Origin of the sequence: Treponema sp. OMZ 838 (assembly GCF_000775995.1) — a bacterium.
GTDB lineage: Bacteria > Spirochaetota > Spirochaetia > Treponematales > Treponemataceae > Treponema.
In genome coordinates this window covers 2,284,729-2,306,720 of record NZ_CP009227.1, presented here as the reverse complement: position 1 = coordinate 2,306,720, position 21,992 = coordinate 2,284,729, and the positions used below count along the sequence as shown (strand labels likewise).

The following is a 21,992-nucleotide window of genomic DNA, read 5'->3' as shown; positions in this document are numbered from 1 at the left end:
AAGGGGGCACAGAATGAAACGCACTTTATGTATTACCGTTGCGGTTTTGATTACTATCGCGGCATCATTCGGTCAAGAGGCTGAAAAGGTCGATAAAATTTTAGAGACTGAAAAAACAACCTTCGGTCAGGCTGCCTATCTGATACAGACAGCCTTGAATGAGGGGGCTGACACGCTTGATTTTGAAACAGCCTTTGACCGCTTCAAAAGCGAAAATCAAAATTTAATACGGGATTCGGTTACGGCAGGCGATGTAATACCGGTCAAAACCTATGCCTTTTTATTGATGAAGGCTTTCAATATAAAAGGAGGCTTAATGTACCGCATCTATCCCTGCCCTCGATACGCATATCGTGAGCTGCGGTACCTCGCAGTTATCCAAGGTAATAGCGATCCCGATGCACCGATGACGGGATCTACAATGCTCCAAATACTCGGACGCATCGATACGGTACAAGGCGGTGAACAATGAAACGTATACTAACCTTTCTCATTATCGCAGGCGGTATTACCATGTATGCTGCCGCATTGGATTTCGGTGTCAACCTTTCCAATAGCACCGAGTTAAACGGTACCAATAAAACTTTTAACATATCACAGGCAAATGCAGCGGAAGTCTTCGTCACATTCCCTGTAAAGGATTTTTCATCGATATATATTTCCGGGGAAGCCCGGTTTTCAGGTGATTTCCCTATTAATCCTAAGGGAGCGGCTCAGTTCCTTCCCATCCACCAAGCATTTAGACTGAAAAGAACGGATTGGTCGGGCAATAAGATCTTTAATGCGATCGGCTTGCAATGGTCAGTCGGACGTACTTCATTCAACGATTATTCAAATAAAATTTTGAGCGGTTTATTCGATGGAGGCAAAATCGGTCTTACCATCAAGAATGTTGATATTGCTTTTGCACTCGGCTATACGGGACTTACCTATAAAACCGATACACAAATCAAAATAGATTTGGATGATGAAGACCGTTTGAATGATAACAGTAAGGTACTTGCCCCTCAACGGTTGTTCTTCCTTCTTTCGGCCTCTTTCCAAGAGGTTATTCCTTCACATACAATAGGAATCGATGCCCTTGCTCAATTTGATCTACTTAAACTAACCGGAAGGACACACACGCAATACTTCATGCCGTATATTCATGGACGGATAGGCAGGAATATTAATTGGCAATACTGGATAGCCCTCCAATTGGGAGAAGCTTCAAAATTTACTTACTCGCTTGCATCGGGACTTGCAGTGCAATATTTTAATCCCAATTGGCGTTATTTTACGGTAACCGGTAAGCTCAACTGGGCTGCAGGAAACTATGACGGTACAGGACCGATGCGTCGATTTGCACCTATTACAGACACAAAACAAACAGTTGTTGCTAATGGGTCGATCAGCTCGTTCAGCAATACGCTTACGGGAGGTCTTACGGTAAACGCTCGCCCGATACAAGGTCTTTTAACGGAATTGTCATATCTACTGCTGACTTCTCCGAACACCGTACAAAAACCTACTTATGTCGGATCCGAGTTATCGGCGAAAGTAGTGTATCAATTCCATAATGATTTTGATGCATCATTCACCGGAGGCATATTTATACCAAATCCGAAAGTTATCACGGCGTATAATCTGCGCTGGCTAACTGAACTGACATTTACCGTAAAACTATAGGGAACCGCTAAAACCGGAAGTTTTTAAAACTCCCCTATAGCACTCAATTTTAGGAGGTGTACTATGAAAAGATATCTAGGAATTTTACTGCTCTGCACAGCGGGAATTTTTTCTGCTGCAGCAGCAAATCTGACGGCAACCGTCACCGAAATTGCCGGAAAAGTTGAATGCAAACACCCCGGAAAAGATTGGAAAGCCGCAAAAGTAGGCGATGTTTTACCGGCCGGTTCTCTTATCTCTACCGGCTTTAAGAGTACCGTTATTCTTAAAACGGAATCGGCAGTGCTGACGGTAAAACCTGTTACCCGCTTATCGCTTGAAGAGCTGATAAAATCCGAAGGAACAACAAAAACGCAGATGTTTTTGATGGCCGGACGGGTTAAGGCAGAAGTTACACCGAAAGAAGGTGAAAAAGCGGAGTTTAAGGTTAAGAGTCCGACTGCAACCGCTTCCGTACGCGGTACCGGATTTGAATTCGACGGACATAACTTATTCGTAGACCATGGAGCCGTTCAGTTTGAATCGGGTATCGGTGTCGGAATACCGAAAATGGTTGCCTCCGGCGAATTCAGTACCTTGAGTTCCGCAGGTACCGTAACCGCTCCTGTAGCTGTCGCAACTGACACTTCGGATAACCGGTTACAAGCAGCTGCTGCCCATACCGCATCCGATATTGAGGCAGGGGATAACCGGCAAGGTATAGCCAAGCCTATCAGCGCAGAAGACCGTCCCGGATCTACCCATGTCATCGTCGGCTGGGACGACTAACTCTTTTTAATCCATAACCGGCAGCCGCTCCCTCCCATCTCCCACAACCGGTGAGGGATAGGATGCCGGTTTTTAATTCAAAAATACACCGTATTCAGTCTATATCGATCGTAATTAGGAAACTATGGATATCAAAATTATCTGTGCGGATATAACGACACTTAAAGTAGATGCAATTGTCAATGCAGCAAATACCACCTTGCTCGGCGGCGGAGGTGTTGACGGAGCTATTCACCGTGCCGCAGGCCCCGAATTATTGGAAGAATGCCGCGCACTCAAAGGGTGTAAAACAGGACAGGCAAAAATTACACGCGGATATAAGCTCCCTGCAGAATACGTTATCCATACTCCCGGGCCGATATACGAAGACGGTAAACACGGAGAGCCGGAACTGCTCGCAAGCTGTTACCGGAACTCACTCATTCTTGCCGCAGACTTTCACTGTGAAACGATTGCGTTTCCCTGTATCAGTGCAGGCGTATACGGCTATCCTATGGAAGAGGCGGCACTAATAGCTCTTTCCACCGTTTATACCTACTTAACGGAAACAAAGGCGGATATGACCGTCTATCATGTCTGTTTTAATAAACAAGCAGAAGAACTGTATCGTACAATATTATCAAACATAATTATCAAACAGAGCGATTCAAGACAGTCAAAAAATAGTAGGCGGATACACACACGGTAATACAGGAACATGGAGAAAATAAATGGAATTTTTAATTTTTGGTCTTCCTATTGTAGCATTAATTTGGCTGATAAGTGCTATAATACAATTTTGCAGGACAAATAAAGAAAATATTGAGAAAAGAAAAGCCTTAAAAAAAGAAATTATAATTTGTTCAATAATTATTGTAGCATGGATTGTGATTATTGGTGGATTTATATTTTTACTGATGAGGTCAATTGCAATCAATGGAATGTAATATGAAGAAAATTACTGTTATCCTTTTTATTATGATTTCTCTATTAGGAATGATAAGTCTCTTATATTCAGGAATACAATTTAATATTTTACATAGAAAGTCAGGTATGATAGCTGTTGTAGCTGGGAGTAACGAAATCTCAACTCTTTCAATTGATTTAAAGGATTATCTTCCATTTGACAAGAACTCAAAAACAAATTATGTAAAATCAGATTTTCAAATAGATGACACCATTCCTGTACTTGATGGAGCAAGTGCGTTATATCCGGTCTTTTCTGCGATTGCATCTGCAACTTATCCTGAAAAATCAGTTTGTTTCGATGGTGAAAATTTTACCAAAGAAAGCAAAGTTCAAATGCGAAACACGAGAGGCGCTTACAAAGCTGTTGTTGATGGCGTTGCAGATATAATTTTTTGCGCCTCACCTTCAGAAGGGCAACTATTGTATGCAAAACAAAATAATGTAGAATTAGAGTTTGTTCCAATTGGCTTAGAAGCATTTGTGTTTATTGAGAATATAACGAATCCTGTCAATAACTTATCAATTGAACAAATAAAAGGAATATATTCCGGTAAAATTAAAAATTGGAAAAAAGTTGGTGGAACAAATACTTTAATTGCAGCATGGCAAAGAAAAGAAGGAAGCGGCAGCCAAACCGCATTCTTAAAATTTATGAATGGAGAAAAGATACGATTAAATCCTTTAGGCATTTTCTTTGGAAGTCCTATCGGTTACTCATTTCGTTATTATGTAGAAGGAATAACACAAAATGCAAATGTAAAAATGATTTCTTTAAATGGGATTGCACCAACAAAAGAAAATATACAAAATGGCAGATATCCTCTATCTTCACATTTTTTTGCTATTTACAGAAAGGATAACAAAAATGCAAATGTAAAAAAGCTGATAGATTGGATTCTTTCTCCTGAAGGGCAAAGCATCATCGATAATAATGGCTATGTACCGTTAAAAAATTGAAAAACGTCCGTTCAACGGGCGTTTTCAACTACAACGATCATGAACAAACCTGACACCTCTGCAAAACGAGCGACAATCCTTATGAATACAATATATACCGCTGCACCATCTCAAACGCTTATAGAAAATGTGAACGATTTTTACCGATGGCTTGACGGTTTTATCAACTTTGAAAAACGGCCGCATAACAAAGCATTTTCGCTTGAGGTTATCGGATACTATGCCGCGCTTTTTTCCAACCCGCAAACGGCATATAAAACAGTACACATTGCCGGTTCAAAGGGAAAGGGCTCCGTTGCGGCGATGCTCTCGGCCTTACTTGCCGAGGCAGGATATAAGACCGGCCTTTATACTTCACCTCACGTAAACGACTTCCGTGAACGGATAACGGAAAACGGTTGCTTTTTCAGCGATTCCGCCTATCTTGAAGCATTCCGTACCGTACGGGAGAGCGTTATGCCGCATATCGGCAAAGAGACTGAACCCCAGCCGAGCTGGTTTGAACTGGTAACGCTGACCGCCTTTGTATTGTTCCGGCAGGAGCGGCTCGACTGGGCGGTGTTTGAAACCGGCATGGGGGGCAGGCTTGACGCTACCAATATCGTGCAGCCGGAAATAACGGTGCTGACGCCGATCGAGCTTGAGCACTGCGAATATCTCGGCAATACCATTCCGCTCATCGCGGCGGAAAAAGCGGGTATCATTAAAGCGGGGGTGCCCGTTTTTTGCTCGCGGCAGCAACCTTCCGCGCTTGAAGTATTCAGAGAACGGGCGGCAGCGCTCAATGCTCCGCTCTTCTATCTCCCCGATTTTATCGAAGCAATCGAACACCGCCTGACACCTCAAGGCCGCGAAGTTACTATCCGCTTTTCCGCCGCGCATCCGGTCGGTACGCTCTTTAAACGTCCGCTGCACGCAATACTCCCGCTTTTTACGCCGGTACAGGCGGAGAATGCTGCGCTCGCCGCCGCCGCTTTTAAATACCGCTTTCCCGATATGCCGGAAGCGTTAATCGAAAGCGGGCTTTCAAAGGCATGGCTCCCTGCGCGCTTCCAGCTTTTAAGTACGAAGCCTTTAATCGTCATCGACGGTGCGCATACCCATAACAGCATACGGACTTGCGCAGACACGTTCTTTTCTCTCCTCGACAATGGCTCCGCTAAATCAGATAATGCTAAGCCGATACTGGTGTTTGCCTGCGCGGCCGACAAAGATCCCGCCGATTTTGCGCCGATATTCTACGATAAAGTTTGTTATCTCTACCTCACCGTGCCGGGTTCGTTTAAAAAGGGGAATTTAGAAAAAACCGTCGGTGCATTTACGCAGGTTTTCGGGAATGAGAACAGTGTTGTAATGGAAGCGAGCGAGGATTTTAACGCGGTATTAAAGAAGGCCTTTACCCAAAGCATCGCCGAAAACCGGCCGCTGCTGATTACGGGTTCATTTTATCTGGCAGCGGAAGCGCAACACGTATACTCTGCCGAGGGTTTTCAGGATCGGGGAACTCAAGACTGACCGCATAAAGCTGCAAACTCACCGGCGCAGCTTCCGGTTGAGCTTCCGCTCCCTGCAGCGCGTACAGCGGATCACCCGCAATAGGAAGTCCGGCGGAGGCCAGATGAGCACGCACTTGGTGCCGGTATCCGCGGGAAAGGCGGCAGCGCACCCGAATCAGCGGCGGGGACGGACGAAATTCGTAGGCGGTTTGAGGCACAGCATCGTTTCCATCAATTGGAGATGGCAGAATATCAACCGCTTCGATTACCGTCGTATACAGCCGCCCGTCTTTCTTGTAATGCCGCGAACCGGGAAAAACCGGAGCGACCCTTTTTGCGCCGGGGCCGAAATTCCTAAACTGACTTTCCAGCGTAAGCGGTAATTGTGCTGCTATCCGTTCCTGTACTACTACCTGTTCCTGTGCCGCTATCCCCCTCTGTACGGCAGACAGCTCTTTCAGCGTAGACAACTCCGTTGCATCGAAACCATATCCGTCATCTATCTCCGGGGCTCCGTTCGGTTCTACGAAAGCGCAATAGGTTTTTATTATCTGCCCCGCTTCCTGCCGGGCAGCAAGAAAATCGTATACTGCTTGATCCTTTGCAAAAAGCACAAGCCCCCGCGTATCCGTATCGAGCCGGTGCAGCAGCCCCGCCTCAATCGCCTTTTTTCCGCGTACCTGCGCTTCTCGAATACGTCGTCCTGTCGGCCGTATCACCGGTTTATTGCCGACCTGAACTTCCTGAATATCCCGCCCGTATTCGGCGGGCGGCTCCTGTGGATCTATCTGCGTAGCATCGAGCAGCACATCTGTTTGCATATCATCGCATGGAACATCGCCCTCTGCCTCAGGGCTATGCAAAAACCAGTATACCAGCGTATTGCGTTCATCCGCTCGGAGCGGCGCAGTGGGAAGATACGGCGGCTTATACACAACCGCCCAATGATCGGTTTCCCGTACAATACAGGGTTCCGCTCTATTATAATCGAAATTTTTAACCGAAAATATTTTTTCAGTGGAATTTTGCATCACTGCATTTTCGGCACATATTTCGATAGTTTCGTTTCCCATAGACGCCTCAGCTATTCCCCTGTGACTGCCGCATCTGCAAAAAGCGCAGAACAGTTTGGAATTTTCGGGGCAGCGGGGCGGTAAACACGGCTTTTTTCTGTGTTGAAGGAAGATTAACGCACAGGCGATAGGCGTGGAGCATCAACCCGTATGCCTTCCATTCGGTTTCTTTTTTTCCATACAGCGGATCTCCGACCACCGGACAGCCGATAAACCGCGCATGAAGCCGAATTTGATGAGTTCTGCCGGTATCGATTTTAAAGAGCACCAGCGCATACCGCCCATACACCCGCAGCACTTTATAGCGTGAGCGGGCATATTTTCCCTTAGACAGATCTGCCGAGGCGGCAAACCGAATGCGGCTATGCCCGTCGCGGAATACCGACGTTTCGATAATGCCGGCCGGCTTTTCCGGTATGCCGTTCAGAATTGCGATATAATATTTTTCCGTGCGCCGCAGCTTAAACTCGTTTTTAAAAAAAGCTTCCGCTTCGGCACTACGGGCGGTGATAAGGATGCCGGAAGTATCCTTATCAAGCCGGTGAACGATACCTGCACGCAATAGCTCGGCAAAGCGCCCCTTCCCCTGCTCCGCTTCGAGCAGGCGGGCATATTCATCATGAATGGGCGACGTGTGCAAGCGGTAATACGCAAGCGCCTGTACCAGCGTCCCCGTCCAGTTGCCCGCCGCAGGATGCGTAACCATACCGGCTCGTTTATTCACCACGATGACATCATTATCTTCATATACAATACGGAGCGGAATGTGTTCAGGTATAAGAACATCGGGGAGCGGATTTTCCCATATCAGTGTAATACGGTCGCCCGCTTGCACCGTACTTGAAAGTTTTGCCTGCCGCCCGTTGAGCTGCACAGCTTGCATCCCCGTTTTCAGCTGCGAACGGGTCATACCGGTAAGCACGCTGCTGCAAAACGCATCAAGCCTCAGCTTGCCGGTTCCATCCGGCACTGTAAGCTCAAATACTTTATTCATACTATTGTGCAGCCGTACCGGTCTTGCCGCCCTGTGCGGAAGGAGTCGATGCGGTAACCTTTTCTAACAGTGCTGTAATTCCTCCGATAGACCCCGCAGCCAATGCAGCATCGGTCATGAGCTTCAAAGTCTGAGCGTCCTCTTCGTCCGATGGCTTTATCGGCGTAAACTGAATAGGGTCTTCGGTAAAGGCATTCTCCCGTTCCAAACGCTTTTTTGCTGCGGAACGTTTAATCGCGCGGTATGTTATATCGATTAATGCGATTGTTACCGATATGCCGACGGCGGTAAGAAATACGCCCAGCTGTTCTTTCTCGGTCAGCGCGACCGCCTTGTCAGCTTGTTTGAACGGCCACGGATAATAGGCAGGATCTTTAGGGTGCTGTATGGCACGAATCATATCGTACCCCCAAAAAGACAGCAGCGTAACAAAGGGGAGCGCCCCGAAAGACAGTATTTCAAACCGCCGGAGTTCCCGCTGCCAAAGCGGGAATTCCTCTTTTGTATAAGGAACCGGCGTATGATCTTCTTTTTTTTCGTCCGCAATCAGCGGCATCTGTGCAACGGTCATCATGCACAGAACCAAAAATGCGGTACAACGTAATCGTTTATTCATCACAGCCCGCCAGTCTATCCGATAAGCGGATAAAATCATAGACAGTCAGCGATTCCGCACGGGCAGCGGGATCAATTCCAGCCGCTTTCAGCAAGGATTCCGCCGACAGCGTCTTTTTTCCTCTCGCAGCAAGAATCGTGCTTAAATTATTCTTCACCGTTTTACGCCGCGCACTGAAAAGGCCGCGGACAAGACTTAAAAAAAGACGTGCATCGCGTACCGGCTGCGGGGACTGTTTTTTGGTAAAACGGAGCGCCCGGGATTCGACATTCGGTTTAGGCCAAAAGGCGGCGGGAGCAATATCGCGAATCGGCTCTACATCATAAGCCCATTGGCACAGCACCGAAAACGACGAGTAATCCGCACTTCCCGGAGCCGCGGTCATACGGAGCCCGACCTCTTTTTGTACGGTTATCACCATACGGTCAAAAAAACACTCGGCTTCGATTGTCGCCGCGATGAGCTTTGCCGCAATATTGTACGGCAGATTCCCGAAAAAGGCCTTCGGTGCATACCGTTGATATTCAGCCTTCCATGTTTTAAGCACATCGCCTTCTATTAAATGAAACGAATGATATGAACCGAAATAGGATGTTAAGAGCTGCACGAAGCCGCGGTCTATTTCGAACACGGTTAGATCGGCGCCGGCCTCCAACAGCAACGATGTCATCGAGCCGAGCCCCGGGCCGACTTCCCATACAGCATCTCCGGTGGAAAGGCCGAGCGCGGAAACAAGCTCCTGCCGTATATGTGCATTAATCAAAAAGTTTTGTCCGAATTTTTTCTGCATCCCGAACCCGTGTTCATCGAGCACGGCAGCGAGTGCGGACGGCGCATTATAGTCGGGAAGTTTCATGTTCAACCTGAAGCGGCCGTGCCATCTTCCGTTCATCAGTCCATTCGGTACGGGCGCGGAACACCTCGCTGCCGTCGGCAGTTCTCACAATAGAATGCACACACACGTTGTCTTCAATATGAGAACAGCGGCAGCAGAGTTCTTCCCCGTATTGAGCGGAAATCAAAAAATTGGTATCGAGGACGCGGAGCAATTTACCGCGGCAAAAGTCCGCATCCATAAACGACAATGCCCAGCGGATATAATTGAGATTATTGACGTGCCCGTTCATATCGATATCCAAAAGCGACGGATGGAAAAGTTCTTCGCGATCCCAGTGTTCCGGCAAGGGAATCTTTGCAAAAACCCGTCCTTCCAAATGCTCGTCACAAAACGTCAACGAACCGAACACCGTGTCGTCAAGAACGGCAGGCTGATTGGTGTGCGTATTCAGCACAACCCAGCACGTACTGCCGCGCACACACAGCGCTCCATGCCGGCGTAACGAGTCTGCCGTCCATTCGGTACCCTTCCGTTCCGCCGCATCAAAATCTTTAAAAGCCGCAGACAACGAATCTTTCTTTCCGTCCTCAGCGTAGTAATAGGCAAAATCCCGAAAACAAAAAAGCCCCTTCGGCGGCTGCGCCCATGTTTGTAACGTCAGGCAATCGAGCCAGAGCGGATATTCATGTATTTCAAAATGCTGCTTGGAAATAATCCACATCAAACCCCGTTCTTGCAGCTGCGGCATAAATATACCGGTAGAACTATAGTGATTAGCCGCCAAATCCTGCGAAAGCGCAGCAAGGGTTAACGGCGTACAGCGGTACTGCCCGTCGATGGCAGTGGTCGGCACCGTATACGGCATCGTGTATTTATCGTCGAGTATCATAGGCATCAGTGTAACTGCTTTTAGAGCGTTGTGCAATGCGTTTCAAATGCGTAGTCGCGGTGCAGCCGATCAATGAAGTGCTTCATTAAATACTCACCGCCTTCGATTGTGTAGTGGATACCGTCGCCCTGTATAAGCGGTATCCATGCGCTGCCTTCGGGCTTAATCGCTCCGATGTATCCCGTTCCATATTGCTCGACGAGACCTTTAAGCGAAATCCTTACCAGCTTTTTGGAATCGTATTCTTCGGCGACGGAATCGTGTACTGCATTTAGGTATTGCATCTTTTCGTTATACGCAGCGCTCCGCACTACCGGCAAGCCGAGCCAGTACAGCCGCGGAACGGAAGCAAGAACGATGTCGAGATGCGCTTTTACCATTTTACGGTACACCTCTTCCCATTCGGGCGTACCCGCCGTAAGGATAATGCCGCCGGTCGTCCACATATCCTGATAGTCGTTCATGCCTAAAAAGGCAACGGCGGCATCAAAGCGTTCTCCGTCTTTTTGTGCGGCAAGCAGCGCTTCAAGTTTTTGCGGCCAGTTATAATAATCGGATCGGAGAAAGCCGGAAGAAGGAACGCTTAAATCCTGTATTGTAATAGCGGTGTCGGAGCCGAGCGCACGGGTCATACCGGCGGCGATACTGCGCATCTGAGAATCTCCGAAAAAGAATAGCCGCAAGGGCATCCGTGCGGAATGGACAACCGGCAGTGAGACATTGCGGAGCATCGCTTTAGAAACCTGCCCCAACAATTCTGCAGGCAGCCCGCTGCCGCCTAAATTATCCGAAAAGCCGGGCATTGTTTCGATATAACCGTGCTCACCGGTTACCGCGTAAAAAGCGGCGACCTCGCTGTCGTACACCCCTTGGCGATAAAAGAACGTATCCCATTCGCCGCGCTCCGTTAACCCCGCCGTTCGTATAAACGCATTCCTGAGTACGGGAATAACGGCAGCGACAGGAGATGATTCGGTAACGGAAACAATCGGCGCGGTGAGTGCGCTGTAAATATTTTTTAAAGAGGCTCTTTTGATGTTTTGCACCGGATGCGCAAGCCGCTGCCCTAAAAACGGAATAAGAATAAACAGCGTTAACACAACAAAGAAAAAACACTGATTGGGAGAGTATCGGCCGTTCCGCCCTTGCCGATTGTCGTATTCTTGCCGCTCGTATTGAGCGGATTCGCCGCGTTGACTTTTTTCACTCATACTCTGCGTATCTCCCTAAAATCCGAAGTAGATAAACGGCGCAACACCGGACGTCGAAACGATATTGAGTCCGACAAAAAACAGCACAACGGCAGCGGCCTTTACCGCGAGCGGCAGCCGTACATACCGTGCAAAATAAGCGCGGCGCGTTTCTTCTTTCGGGATTTGCAGCAAAAAGGCGGCGGCGAGCGGTACCAGCACAAACCAATGCACCGTGCGGAACGGCTGTGTGATATTCTTGAGTGAAGAAAGATACAACGTAATTTCCCGCACGGTATTCGACCGGAAAATTAGCCAGCTGATATTGATAAACACAAACATACCGCCGAGCCGAAGCAGCCGTTTCATGTCAATGTTCCATCCGATAAACCGCACCATGCCGCGGCGCGGTTTATCGGATACAGCCGTTGCAGCAATGAGAGATTCTTGGTTGCCCGCGGCAGTGTTTATAGCGGCGGCGCGGCGTTCTTTACCAAGCACGGCGGCAACCCGCTCTGCGGCGCAGGCAAGTCCCTGAAGCAGCCCCCACAGCACAAAGGGAATAGAGCCGCCGTGCCACACCCCCGCGATGAGCATTGTCCCAACCAGCGCAATCACCGTGCGGACTAAACCGTAACGCGAGCCGCCGAAAGAGAAATACACATAATCGCGCAGCCACGACGAAAAACTGATATGCCAGCGCCGCCAAAACTCACTCACCGATTGGGAAAGATACGGACGGTTAAAGTTCTGCGGTGCTTCAAAGCCGAGCAAAAGCCCGATGCCGATTGCCATATCGCTATAGCCGGAAAAGTCGCAATAAATAACAAACGTATACGATACCAAAGCAACAAGCAGTTCGAGGGTATTACACTGTGCAGGATTCGCAAATACGGGATCGACGGCAAGCACGGAAAGAAAGGTTGCCAGCACCATCTTTTTATACAGCCCCGACAAGATCAGCAGTACGCTGCGGTCAAACGCTATCGGGCGTTCCGCCGTTACATCCTGTGCAAGATTATCCGGCAAGGCTGTAAAAAAGGCTTCCGCCTGCACGATGGGACCCGACGCCAGCTGCGGAAAAAACGAGATATAGAGCAGTACTTCGATAAACGATTGAACCGGCCTCATTTTGCAGAGATAAATATCAAAAATATAGCTCATCGAGCGGAACGTATAGTACGAAATTCCTACCGGTAATAAGAGCGAGTAACTTTGCAGTTGCAACAACAGCGGCGCTTGGAGCTGTCCGTTAAAAAACGTGTAGTTTAAAAAGGAAACAGCTGTATAAAAATATTTAAAAAAACCGAGAAAAAGAATGTGCAGCACGGTACCGGTTATCATCGTAACGGTACGGGGAATATAGTTTTTTTGTATACCGAGCAGATAACCGGTAAGACCGGACAGCGCCGACACTCCGAACAGCAAGAGGCAAAAACGCCAATCCCAGCAGGCATAAAAAAAATAGCTTGCGCAGGTAAGCAGCACAATCCGTTGTCTTTTCTGCCTGAATACATACCAGTACAGAAAAAAGACAACGGAAAAAAAGAGCGCAAACCGGAGTGTCGGAAATAACATCTCTCAAGAGATTAAGGGAGCGCTGCCGGTTTGTTTGCCATCTTGCGCTGAATATCGGCGGCGCGGTTCGCCGGCATCAACGAGAACCAGTACGCAACGGAAGAAGTCTTGTTCGCTTTTTTCGCGATTGCCTCTACCGCCCGCAACACATCGATAATATCTTGATCATCCATTTGCAGCAGGTTTGCGACAGCCTTCTGAGGCGGCATTCCATTGATATACCGTGCAATCTGGTCGATATTTACTTCCCGCATATCGCGTTCCGTCATCATCTGTTTAAAAGACTTTTCTTTTTCTTCTATAATAGAAAGCCGGTCATCCAGCTCCTGCGATACTTGTGCCGCTTCTTTTTCGCGGGCGGTAACATCAGCTTCTTTTTTATCAAGCTCCTGCGAGCGGACATCAAGTGCAATCAACCGCTTTGCATACCGGTCGGCATCCAAATCCGCATCAGCATCAGCCGGAGAAGCAACGCCGGCAGGTGTTTTTAACCCGAACCATGAGTATACCGGTGAAAAAACTCCTCGCGCATTGATTAAGCCGAGATAGCTAAACCAAAAAAGTCCGCCGAAAACCAATATAATAATCAATAAAAGCAATACTATTACTCGTCCAAAAGAACCTCTACGTCTCACCGGAGTCCTCCCTGCATATTTCAGTATCGGTAAAAATCTCAACAAATATTAGTCCAGCGCTTAAAAGCATTTTTTTTAAGCGCTCTATCAGTCCCCGCGTTAATGTTTATAAAGATACTGAAAGTATTCCATATCGGTTGATAATATCTTTTCGGTATCGGGAAGTGCGTTTTGGTATACTTCAAGACTCTTCCAAAAACTGTAAAACTCAGGGGACTTGCCGTACGATGCGGCATAAATTGCGGTAGCCTGCGCATCCGCCGCACCCTTTATCTTCTCCGATTCGGCATATGCCTTTGACAGGATGCTCTTTTTCTCGTTTTCCAACTTACCGAGCCATTCCGCCTTTTTGCCCTCACCGGTAGAACGGAAGGTTTGCGCAATCTGATTCCGTTCCTTAATCATTCTATTATATACGGAGGCTTGCAATTCGTCGGAATATTTTATCTCTTTAAAGATGACATCGATAACCTCAATGCCGAAATCTTTCAGCTGCATATTCGCCTTCTTTAAAATTTCGGCAGCCAGCATATCGCGCCCTTTTTCGATATTCGCATACACAACCTTTTCCGCGCCGGTTACTTCCTCCAGCTTAACCTCATCCGTATTCAGCCCGATCTGCTCTTGATGCACCATTTCATTAATGATGTTGGTGTTGCGGACAACGTCATTCAAACTGTTGACGGTGATAATATCCCGCACTGATGAGTCGATAATATCCGAAAGACGCGAATAAGCGGCTTCGTAGGTTCCGAGAGATTGATAGAACCTGAGGATGTCTGAAATACGCCAACGGCTGGTCGTATTCACTTCGATGAATTGCTTTTCTTTGGTAAGAATTTTTTGAGGGTCGCCATCGATGCGGAGCAATTTTGCCGTGTATCGATGTACCTGGTGCAGAATCGGTATCTTAAAATGAAGCCCCGCCTCCGTTTCGGCTTTGACAATTTTACCGAACTGAGTGATAACCGCGGTTTGTCCCTCATTTAAAATATAAAAAGGCTTTACCAATAACACAAGAATAAGAATACCCAGTAGTATGGCGCCAAACTGCACTATCTTCTTTGCTTTTACCGGATCTATTTTCCTCGCTCTCACTGTTCCCCTCCCGAAAGATTTTTTAACGGTAAGAAATTTTTGACATTTTTATCGATGAAGATTACCTTGTCGGTATTCGAAAATATTTTATCGAGCGTTTCAAGATAAAGGCGGCGCCTCGTAATATCAGGGGCCTTGCTATACTCAGCATAGACAGCGTTAAACCGCGCAACATCTCCTTCCGCCTTGTTGATCCGTTCCGCCGCATAACCTCGCGCTTCTTGAATCATACGGTCTGCCTCGCCTTTTGCTTTGGGTATCTCTTTATTGTAGGCTTCTTTGCCTTCGTTAATCAACCTGTTCATATCCTGAATGGCGATATTGACATCCTCAAAGGCTTGCTGCACGTCTTCCGGCGGAACAACGTTTTGCAGCTGCACCGACGAAACCGCAATACCGAGCCCCAGCTGCTTATACTTTTCATTCATAATTTTGGGCGCTAAAAACTGAATGGGGTCGCGTTCAGATCCCATAATATCAAAAATAGTGCGGTCGCCGATTAGACTGTTGATTGCCGCAGCGGACACATCGCGGATTGTGTTCATCCGCTCGTCTGCCTTAACATTAAAAAGCCATGCCTTGGGATCGATAATGCGGTACTGTACCGTCCATTCAACATTGATAATGTTGAGGTCGCCGGTCAGCATAGAAGATTCGGTGAGGATGTTGTTCCGGTACTGACTCCGGTCTGATGCCATCGTGGTACGAAAACCGAATTCCTCTTTTTGAACGATCGTAACAGGAATATGATACACCCGTTCAATAATCGGGATAATAAACTGCAACCCGGGCTGCAGCGTCCGGTTGTACTTACCGAGCCGAGTTACCACACCGTTATCCGTGGTCGAAATAACGGTAAAACTGAAAAATGCCAATGTGACGAGTACAACCGCCGCCCCTATTGCAACAAGCTGCCCGTTTTTTAATTGTTTTGCCATGATTCCTCCTTACACTACATTCTGCGGTTTACCGACAAGAAAGCTTTTTAAATTCTCCGCGGCGATATGCAACAACCGTGTCCGCGCTTCGCGGGTTTGCCATGCGATATGCGGTGTTATAAAACAGTTGGGACAGCCGAACAGCGGATGGTTTGCAGGCGGCGGTTCAACGCTTAGAACATCGGCTGCATAGCCGCCGATAGAGCCTTTTTTTAACGCTGCGGCAACAGCCTCATCATCGATAAGCTGTCCCCGTCCGGTATTGATAATAAACACGCCCGGCTTTACTTTCGAAAGCGCGGCAGCATCCATCATTTTTTCGCTTGCACCGTTAAGCGGTGCATTCAAGCTGATGATGTCGGATTCGGCAAGCAAGGTTGCAATGTCAACCTGCTTCGCCGCAGCGAGCTGTGGTACCGTTTTGGGCGAACGGTTGACATAGAGCACCCGCATTCCCATCACAAGCGCAATTTCCGCAACCTTTTGCCCGATGTGGCCGAACCCGATAATACCGAGCGTTTTCCCCGTCAGTTCAAACGTCGGAAACGAGGTATAGCAAAAATGTGCGCTGCGGCTCCATGCACCGCCGTGAACCTCATCGCTGTGTTCTTTTACGTGCCAATAAAACTGTAAGATGAATGCAAATACCAGCTGAGCAACGCTGTCGGTGCTGTAGCTGGGGATATTCGTTACGGTGATCCCAGCAGCATGAGCCGCCTCTACATCGATAACATTATAACCGGTCGCCAGCACGCCGATATACCGCAGCTTGGGTAAACGCGCAATCAATTCCTTTGAAAACACAATTTTATTTGATAAAACCGCCTCGCAGTCTTTTACCCGCTCATATACTTCATCGGGTGCGGTTTTATCGTATATCGTAATATCCGCAATATCCTGTAAAACCCGCCACGACAAATCTCCCGGATTAAGCGTGAACCCATCCAGTACAGCTGCTTTCATAGTTGAGCCTCCCACAAAAAATACTTTTTCATTATAGTAGAAAACTCCATTTTCTTCAATTATTTTTATTACAAGGCAAGCCCTTGACCTAACGTAATCTTGCGCATACACTCTATAGAAATGAACAAGAAAACGGTTGCTGCCTATTGTGCCGCTTTTGTGTACGAAATAATAAAAGTTTTTTATATCGCTGTCTTTTCATCCGGCTATCCGCAAGGGATAACCTTCTTTAAGTATAGCGCACTTGCGGCGCTCTGTATGCCGGTACTTTTGTGGCTGATGCTCGCATTAAACGAAAAAGACTTTCACTGGGCACTCTATGCGGCTGCATTGTTCAAATTAACCGCTGTTTGCGCGGAATTCCTCTATATTTTTCAACGGGGATTTGCTATAATAGGGAACGTCTTTAACTCGGCACAGAGCAGCGGCAGTCTCGATTTCTCAAAGGAAGTGCTTTTTTTCCTTGCAGCCGATACGGTGTTGCTGTTTTATTCATTTATAAAAGGGAGTGTGTATTATGCAAATAATACCGATTGCTAGCGGAAAGGGCGGGGTCGGAAAAAGTCTTCTTTCCGCGAATCTTGCAATTGCACTCGGACAGGCAGGAAAAAATGTTCTGGTTGCCGATCTGGATTTAGGCGCATCGAATCTTCATTTGGTTCTTGGACAGCAATCGAACGCGCACGGGATCGGTACGTTTTTGTCGGGAAATTCGGCATTCGAAGATATTATTGTAAATACGGGGTATCCGAACGTACGTTTTGTTCCGGGCGACTCCGAAATTCCCGGCTTCGCAGCCTTAAAAGCCTCTGATAAAAACAGCTTAATCAAAAATATGCTTAAAATGGATGCAGACTACCTGATTCTTGACCTCGGTGCAGGAACACACCTCGGTATTCTGGATTTCTTTTTGCTTTCCCCGCAGGGCATTGTCGTTACCGCACCGTCGGTTACCGCGATACTGAACGCATACCTTTTCCTAAAAAATGTCGTATTCCGTATGCTCTACGGAGCCTTCAAGCGTAATAGCCCCGGTTTTAAATACCTTGAAAAACTCAAGTCCGATTCCTCATCCATGCAGCGGATGTACATCCCCCGTATCATCACCGAACTTGAAAAAGTCGATCCTAAAAACACCGAGCTTTTTTTGACCAATCTGCATAAATTTAAGCCCCGGCTTATTATGAATATGCTCGATGACCCGAAAGATGCCGACAAAGCCTTAAAGATCCGCCGGTCATGTCAAGAATACCTCAATATCAATCTTGAACACCTCGGCGTTATTTACCGGGATACAATACAGGATACGGCGCTTGCATCACGTTTACCCGTCATCCTATACAAACCGCAGGCTATGATTTCTCAGGCAATCTACCGCATTGCCGACAAAATTCTACAGTCCGAAACCGAAACTTTTCAAAATGCGGCAGATTATGCCGAATATACCGATGAGACGTTTCAGTCTGCCGAATTGGAGGCCGAAACCGACTTCCGCTCAAAAATGGGCTATATCGAAGACCTCATCGGCAGTGATGCTCTGTCAATGAACGATATTGCCGAAATGCTCAAGAGTCAGCAATATGAGATTTCCGTTTTAAAGAAAGAAAATGCTTTGTTGAAGCGGAAAATAAAAACAGCCCTTGAACAAGGGTATCGTATATAAGCGGTATGATATGAAGTGGACGATAAAACAAAACGAGAGAAATAAAAAGTGGTATTTTTCCGTCAGTGACGTAGACAATAAAGAGAACTGCGTATTCCCCAGCTATGAAGAAATAGTAGAACAGGCTAAGAAAGAAGGGGTGTCTACCGAAAATCTTATCAACGTACAACAGTTTGAACGCTACTTCGATAAAATATTATATGGAACGACAGTACCGCTTCCCCTCGAAATCGAACTTGATCCATCCTTTGACACACGGCTGATTATCGATCCGGATAAAACAAAAGCAACACTCTATATACGGAAGGCAAAAGACGAACCCCATACTATCGATAAAAAATTGATTACGGCAATGCTGAATAACAGCCAAATTGCAGCTATCGATTTTAAAGCGCTGGACGAGAAGATACATGCTTTTATCGAAGCTCCCGATCGGGAAATTGAACTTGTCATCGCAGAAGGTACGCTACCCGGTCGGGGAAAAGACAGATCTCTTATCCCGCACATTACAAAGTTGGACGAGACGGAAGACCTCATGCTCCGCAAAAAACTGCTCCATGCGGTGGGAACAGCCCGTGAACAGCCGCAAATGATATACGACAAAGATTTTCCGCTTTCCGAAGCACAAGCGCTTTCCGTTGTTGCAAAACACGACCTGCTGTACGAATTTTCAAAATCCGAACTCGGAACAAACGGCGCAGATATTTACGGGAATGCTATTCCGGGCTTACCGGGCAATGATCCCTTTGTGCTGGATTTACGGAATATCACACAAACGAATGACGAATTGAAAGCCGGCTGCAATGGGATTCTCTTATCGGCTGAAAGCCCCGATGGACTCAAGCTGCGTATTATCCCGTATAAAGATGCTACGGTCAAAGCTGTTATCAGTAATGACAAAATGGAAGCATCGCTCATCCTTGAATCGGGAAGAGGAGCCGGCGCACGCCTTTCGCTTTCCCGCTTAAAAAAGGCCTTGGATGAAGTAAACCTACCGGCTGAGCGATATACCGACAAAATACTGAGAGATGCCATTTACGAAGCACGGCTTTCTTCCGCACCGGTTGAATTTACCGTCTGCAGAGGCATACCGCCGGTCGCTCCGCATTCATACCAATTCGACTGGAAAGTACATTTCGGTCATTCAAACGCCGTATCGGTAAAGCGGGGAGAAACCCTCCTGGAAACATTCTTTCAGGAAGCCGGCGAAAAAGGCTCCGATGTGTTCGGTAACACTATAGAAATCAATCAAGCAGCACTGTTAAAACTGCCCCAAACCGATAACACCATCCGTGTTATTAAACAAGGAAGAAAAATTTCGTTCGTAGCGGCTGTACACGGGGAATTGATACGCGCCGGCGAAAAGCTCAAGATACTTAATTCAAAAATTATCGACACTGATGTGAATAAAGAAACCGGCGACATTATCTTTGCCGGTGATGTAATTATCAATGGGGACATAGATGCAGACCGCAGCGTAAAGGCCGGCGGCAGTTTAACCGTCAACGGAGATGCGGGCGTATCGTTGGTGTATACCAAGGAATCGCTTTTAATGAACGGCGGTATACGGGGAGAAAGCCACGGTACCGTGTGGGCAAAGAATACGATGGCACTCCATTTTGCCGAAACGGCACGGCTGTTTGCAGGTGGTAATATCTATATCAATGAGTACAGTTTCCGTTGCGTCGTTAAAACAAACGGTCAGCTGATTATGACCGGAGAACCCGGTAGTTTTATCGGCGGAAATGCTCATGCCGCCCGCGGCATCAATGTGCGAAATTTAGGGGATTACAAAACCGTTCGTACCATTATTTCATTTGGACAAGACTACCTGATAAAAGATAAGATAGAGGTATACGAAAAACAGACGCAGGATAACCTGCTGGAACTCGCCCGCATAGAAGGGGAATTAAGCGACACGGAAACCCCTACCGACCGTATCCAAGAACTGCGAGAGCAAAAACTCATCTTACTTAAATCAAACACATCTCTCGGCATAAAGATTTTTAAGCTGAAAGAAAATTTTGAATCGCATATTCCCTCTGAGGTCAAGGTAACCGGCACGGTGTACCCCGGCGTTATTTTGGAAAGTCACGGCAGATATTACGAGGTACGCGAACCGGCTTCTCATGTCATATTCACCTTTGATTCAAAACAGGGCAGAATAGTCTGTAAGCAAATTGAAGATAAAGTCGAATTTACGGCGGAATAAGAGGTATTTTTATGATTTGTGCTATTCAATATCCGTCGTGGATACAACCGGAGATTATTCCGGGCTTTCCCTTTTTACGATGGTACGGGTTTATGTACCTCGTTGCGTTTGCGATAGCTTTCATGCTGTTTAAGGTACAGGTTAATAAAGGCGAGTTACAACGGTACGCAAAAAGCGAAAAGCCTATCACGAATGAAGATATCATCGACTTTTTTACCTGGTCGCTTTTTGGGCTGATGCTCGGCGCCCGCATTTTTGCAACGCTGGTATATGAACCGGAATGGCTTTATTGGCAAAAACCGTGGTTGATCTTTTGGCCGTTTTCCCAAACAAGAGAATGGACGGGGCTGCAAGGGATGTCGTACCACGGAGGTTTTATCGGCTGCTTCTTAGGTGCCTTTCTGTGGACAAAGCGGCATAAGCAGGACTTTTTTGCATGGGCGGATACCGCAGCAGCAGGAATACCGCTCGGCTACACCTTCGGAAGGCTTGGAAACTTTTTTAACGGCGAACTCTACGGGCGCATCACAACAAGTCCCATCGGTATGCTCTTTCCGTCGGTGCCACTGTACGACTGCTTCCCGGTCAAAGAAGCATGGGTACGGGAGTTTGCGGCAAAAGCAGGAGTCGCCATACAAGAAGGAGCTCAATATGTCAACCTACCCCGCCACCCAAGCCAGCTGTATGAGGCACTTTTTGAAGGAGTACTCCTCTGGATTGCAGTATGGCTGGTACGCAATAAAAAACCGTTTAACGGCTTTTTATTTTGTTTCTACACCATCGGGTACGGGCTTGTCCGTTTTTTCATCGAATACTTCCGACAACCCGATTATGAGCTGGGCTTCCGGATTGCCGCTGCTGCGGACGAGGCAAATATCTATCTTTTTAGCTCGTTCAAAAATATTTCTACCGGACAAGTCTTTTGCTTTATGATGATTGCAGGCGGTCTCATCGGTATCGGTCTTTTAGCTCGGTATAATCGGAAGCGTAATCATGGATAAACCGTTGTTGCCTAAAAAAAACCGAAGCGATATTTTCACCTTTTCGCTCCTTTCACCCGGAACACGGGTTGGATACGCAGTGATGCTGCTGTGTATCGGTGCGGCCTCCGTTCTTATGTATAGTGAGCGGCATCAGCTACCGATTTTGGGAATTATACTGGGATGTTTTTCTCTGTTTGCGCTATGCTATATAGACCGATGGAGTTTTAACTGTACGGAACAGACGGTAGAGTATCGGGTCGGTCTTATTTTTTTTATTTTGTGCACGCAGCATCTTTTTTCCGATATCGAAAAGACCGAAACAGAGCGCTTTACCAAAGGGATTTTTAAAACACCGTTCATAAAATGTGTACTGTGCTTACGAACCGGAGAAAAGAAAACCGTTGCTATTTTTCCGGCACGCAACAAAGCGCTCGAACGGCAGTGGGAAACACTCTCGGCGTTTTTTGCCGATTAAAAAAGGGAGA

The 21,992-nt window shown here is 47.1% G+C and carries 22 protein-coding genes and 1 pseudogene; 12 read left to right on the top strand and 11 right to left on the bottom strand.

Annotated elements, in window-relative coordinates:
• Positions 1 to 13: 13 nt before the first annotated feature.
• From QI63_RS10465 to QI63_RS10435, 7 genes are all read left to right on the top strand, one after another.
• On the top strand, positions 14 to 472 hold the full coding sequence (locus QI63_RS10465; RefSeq protein ID WP_044016175.1) for a hypothetical protein: 459 nt from the start codon (positions 14 to 16) through the stop codon (positions 470 to 472).
• Positions 469 to 1,668 (top strand): hypothetical protein, encoded by a 1,200-nt coding sequence (locus QI63_RS10460; RefSeq protein ID WP_044016173.1) that lies wholly within the window; start codon positions 469 to 471, stop codon positions 1,666 to 1,668. The genes QI63_RS10465 and QI63_RS10460 overlap by 4 nt, the downstream gene beginning before the upstream one ends.
• A 63-nt stretch (positions 1,669 to 1,731) precedes the next feature.
• Positions 1,732 to 2,436 (top strand): FecR family protein, encoded by a 705-nt coding sequence (locus QI63_RS10455; protein WP_044016171.1) that lies wholly within the window; start codon positions 1,732 to 1,734, stop codon positions 2,434 to 2,436.
• A 124-nt stretch (positions 2,437 to 2,560) separates the two neighbouring features.
• A complete protein-coding gene (locus QI63_RS10450) occupies positions 2,561 to 3,124 on the top strand; it encodes an O-acetyl-ADP-ribose deacetylase (protein WP_052185546.1) in 564 nt (187 codons plus the stop codon).
• A 22-nt stretch (positions 3,125 to 3,146) separates the two neighbouring features.
• Positions 3,147 to 3,362 carry a hypothetical protein gene (locus QI63_RS10445; RefSeq protein ID WP_044016170.1) on the top strand — a complete coding sequence of 72 codons (216 nt, stop codon included), beginning with the start codon at positions 3,147 to 3,149 and terminating at the stop codon, positions 3,360 to 3,362.
• A gap of 1 nt (position 3,363) precedes the next feature.
• Positions 3,364 to 4,341, top strand: coding sequence for a PstS family phosphate ABC transporter substrate-binding protein (locus QI63_RS10440; protein ID WP_044016168.1), 978 nt, complete (start codon positions 3,364 to 3,366; stop codon positions 4,339 to 4,341).
• An 81-nt stretch (positions 4,342 to 4,422) separates the two neighbouring features.
• A complete protein-coding gene (locus QI63_RS10435) occupies positions 4,423 to 5,856 on the top strand; it encodes a bifunctional folylpolyglutamate synthase/dihydrofolate synthase (protein WP_052185545.1) in 1,434 nt (477 codons plus the stop codon).
• Here QI63_RS10435 and QI63_RS10430 read toward each other — a convergent pair.
• The 11 genes and pseudogenes from QI63_RS10430 to QI63_RS10380 form a co-directional block, all read right to left on the bottom strand.
• A complete protein-coding gene (locus tag QI63_RS10430) occupies positions 5,774 to 6,910 on the bottom strand; it encodes a pseudouridine synthase (protein WP_235619694.1) in 1,137 nt (378 codons plus the stop codon). The genes QI63_RS10435 and QI63_RS10430 overlap by 83 nt on opposite strands.
• A gap of 7 nt (positions 6,911 to 6,917) precedes the next feature.
• Entirely contained in the window at positions 6,918 to 7,904 is a 987-nt protein-coding gene (locus QI63_RS10425) for an RluA family pseudouridine synthase (RefSeq protein WP_044016166.1), read from the bottom strand.
• 157 nt (positions 7,905 to 8,061) lie between these two features.
• A pseudogene (locus QI63_RS10420) lies at positions 8,062 to 8,478 on the bottom strand (hypothetical protein); the annotation flags it as partial.
• 34 nt (positions 8,479 to 8,512) lie between these two features.
• Positions 8,513 to 9,376, bottom strand: a complete 864-nt coding sequence (gene rsmA, locus QI63_RS10415; protein ID WP_044016162.1) for a 16S rRNA (adenine(1518)-N(6)/adenine(1519)-N(6))-dimethyltransferase RsmA — start codon at positions 9,374 to 9,376, stop codon at positions 8,513 to 8,515.
• On the bottom strand, positions 9,357 to 10,247 hold the full coding sequence (locus QI63_RS10410) for an acyl-[acyl-carrier-protein] thioesterase (protein ID WP_044017329.1): 891 nt from the start codon (positions 10,245 to 10,247) through the stop codon (positions 9,357 to 9,359). The genes rsmA and QI63_RS10410 overlap by 20 nt, the downstream gene beginning before the upstream one ends.
• 20 nt (positions 10,248 to 10,267) lie before the next feature.
• Entirely contained in the window at positions 10,268 to 11,458 is a 1,191-nt protein-coding gene (locus tag QI63_RS10405) for an SGNH/GDSL hydrolase family protein (RefSeq protein ID WP_044016160.1), read from the bottom strand.
• Between the two features lie 15 nt (positions 11,459 to 11,473).
• Positions 11,474 to 13,015, bottom strand: a complete 1,542-nt coding sequence (locus QI63_RS10400) for an MBOAT family O-acyltransferase (RefSeq protein ID WP_044016159.1) — start codon at positions 13,013 to 13,015, stop codon at positions 11,474 to 11,476.
• 11 nt (positions 13,016 to 13,026) lie between these two features.
• Positions 13,027 to 13,650 carry a periplasmic-type flagellar collar protein FlbB gene (locus QI63_RS10395; protein WP_044016156.1) on the bottom strand — a complete coding sequence of 208 codons (624 nt, stop codon included), beginning with the start codon at positions 13,648 to 13,650 and terminating at the stop codon, positions 13,027 to 13,029.
• Between the two features lie 99 nt (positions 13,651 to 13,749).
• The gene (gene hflC / locus QI63_RS10390) at positions 13,750 to 14,709 is read right to left on the bottom strand and encodes a protease modulator HflC (RefSeq protein WP_369792415.1); all 960 of its coding nucleotides are present in this window, start codon (positions 14,707 to 14,709) and stop codon (positions 13,750 to 13,752) included.
• Between the two features lie 35 nt (positions 14,710 to 14,744).
• The gene (hflK, locus tag QI63_RS10385) at positions 14,745 to 15,686 is read right to left on the bottom strand and encodes an FtsH protease activity modulator HflK (RefSeq protein WP_044016152.1); all 942 of its coding nucleotides are present in this window, start codon (positions 15,684 to 15,686) and stop codon (positions 14,745 to 14,747) included.
• Positions 15,687 to 15,695: 9 nt separating this feature from the next.
• Positions 15,696 to 16,649 (bottom strand): D-2-hydroxyacid dehydrogenase, encoded by a 954-nt coding sequence (locus tag QI63_RS10380; protein ID WP_044016150.1) that lies wholly within the window; start codon positions 16,647 to 16,649, stop codon positions 15,696 to 15,698.
• Between the two features lie 120 nt (positions 16,650 to 16,769).
• On the opposite strand from QI63_RS10380, the gene QI63_RS10375 reads away from it, so the two are divergent.
• From QI63_RS10375 to QI63_RS10355, 5 genes are read left to right on the top strand one after another with little or no spacing between them, the layout of a single operon-like run.
• Positions 16,770 to 17,189 (top strand): hypothetical protein, encoded by a 420-nt coding sequence (locus QI63_RS10375; RefSeq protein ID WP_044016148.1) that lies wholly within the window; start codon positions 16,770 to 16,772, stop codon positions 17,187 to 17,189.
• Positions 17,167 to 18,312, top strand: a complete 1,146-nt coding sequence (locus QI63_RS10370) for a nucleotide-binding protein (protein WP_044016146.1) — start codon at positions 17,167 to 17,169, stop codon at positions 18,310 to 18,312. Before QI63_RS10375 ends, QI63_RS10370 begins: the two co-directional genes overlap by 23 nt.
• 10 nt (positions 18,313 to 18,322) lie before the next feature.
• Positions 18,323 to 20,524 carry a FapA family protein gene (locus QI63_RS10365; RefSeq protein WP_044017327.1) on the top strand — a complete coding sequence of 734 codons (2,202 nt, stop codon included), beginning with the start codon at positions 18,323 to 18,325 and terminating at the stop codon, positions 20,522 to 20,524.
• 11 nt (positions 20,525 to 20,535) lie between these two features.
• Positions 20,536 to 21,525, top strand: coding sequence for a prolipoprotein diacylglyceryl transferase (gene lgt, locus QI63_RS10360; protein WP_044016144.1), 990 nt, complete (start codon positions 20,536 to 20,538; stop codon positions 21,523 to 21,525).
• Positions 21,518 to 21,982 carry a hypothetical protein gene (locus QI63_RS10355; protein ID WP_235619693.1) on the top strand — a complete coding sequence of 155 codons (465 nt, stop codon included), beginning with the start codon at positions 21,518 to 21,520 and terminating at the stop codon, positions 21,980 to 21,982. The genes lgt and QI63_RS10355 overlap by 8 nt, the downstream gene beginning before the upstream one ends.
• The last annotated feature ends 10 nt before the right edge of the window (positions 21,983 to 21,992 follow it).

Bases quoted from the DNA above. Each gene is read 5' to 3' on its own strand.
- QI63_RS10400 (WP_044016159.1), bottom strand. From the start codon at position 13,015: ATGTTATTTCCGACACTCCGGTTTGCGCTCTTTTTTTCCGTTGTCTTT.
- QI63_RS10440 (WP_044016168.1), top strand. From the start codon at position 3,364: ATGAAGAAAATTACTGTTATCCTTTTTATTATGATTTCTCTATTAGGA.
- QI63_RS10375 (WP_044016148.1), top strand. From the start codon at position 16,770: ATGAACAAGAAAACGGTTGCTGCCTATTGTGCCGCTTTTGTGTACGAA.
- QI63_RS10380 (WP_044016150.1), bottom strand. From the start codon at position 16,649: ATGAAAGCAGCTGTACTGGATGGGTTCACGCTTAATCCGGGAGATTTG.
- QI63_RS10435 (WP_052185545.1), top strand. From the start codon at position 4,423: ATGAATACAATATATACCGCTGCACCATCTCAAACGCTTATAGAAAAT.
- QI63_RS10460 (WP_044016173.1), top strand. From the start codon at position 469: ATGAAACGTATACTAACCTTTCTCATTATCGCAGGCGGTATTACCATG.
- QI63_RS10410 (WP_044017329.1), bottom strand. From the start codon at position 10,247: ATGATACTCGACGATAAATACACGATGCCGTATACGGTGCCGACCACT.
- QI63_RS10405 (WP_044016160.1), bottom strand. From the start codon at position 11,458: ATGAGTGAAAAAAGTCAACGCGGCGAATCCGCTCAATACGAGCGGCAA.
- QI63_RS10425 (WP_044016166.1), bottom strand. From the start codon at position 7,904: ATGAATAAAGTATTTGAGCTTACAGTGCCGGATGGAACCGGCAAGCTG.
- QI63_RS10450 (WP_052185546.1), top strand. From the start codon at position 2,561: ATGGATATCAAAATTATCTGTGCGGATATAACGACACTTAAAGTAGAT.
- QI63_RS10445 (WP_044016170.1), top strand. From the start codon at position 3,147: ATGGAATTTTTAATTTTTGGTCTTCCTATTGTAGCATTAATTTGGCTG.
- hflK (WP_044016152.1), bottom strand. From the start codon at position 15,686: ATGGCAAAACAATTAAAAAACGGGCAGCTTGTTGCAATAGGGGCGGCG.
- QI63_RS10370 (WP_044016146.1), top strand. From the start codon at position 17,167: ATGCAAATAATACCGATTGCTAGCGGAAAGGGCGGGGTCGGAAAAAGT.
- QI63_RS10430 (WP_235619694.1), bottom strand. From the start codon at position 6,910: ATGGGAAACGAAACTATCGAAATATGTGCCGAAAATGCAGTGATGCAA.
- rsmA (WP_044016162.1), bottom strand. From the start codon at position 9,376: ATGAAACTTCCCGACTATAATGCGCCGTCCGCACTCGCTGCCGTGCTC.
- QI63_RS10465 (WP_044016175.1), top strand. From the start codon at position 14: ATGAAACGCACTTTATGTATTACCGTTGCGGTTTTGATTACTATCGCG.
- QI63_RS10355 (WP_235619693.1), top strand. From the start codon at position 21,518: ATGGATAAACCGTTGTTGCCTAAAAAAAACCGAAGCGATATTTTCACC.
- lgt (WP_044016144.1), top strand. From the start codon at position 20,536: ATGATTTGTGCTATTCAATATCCGTCGTGGATACAACCGGAGATTATT.
- QI63_RS10455 (WP_044016171.1), top strand. From the start codon at position 1,732: ATGAAAAGATATCTAGGAATTTTACTGCTCTGCACAGCGGGAATTTTT.
- QI63_RS10365 (WP_044017327.1), top strand. From the start codon at position 18,323: ATGAAGTGGACGATAAAACAAAACGAGAGAAATAAAAAGTGGTATTTT.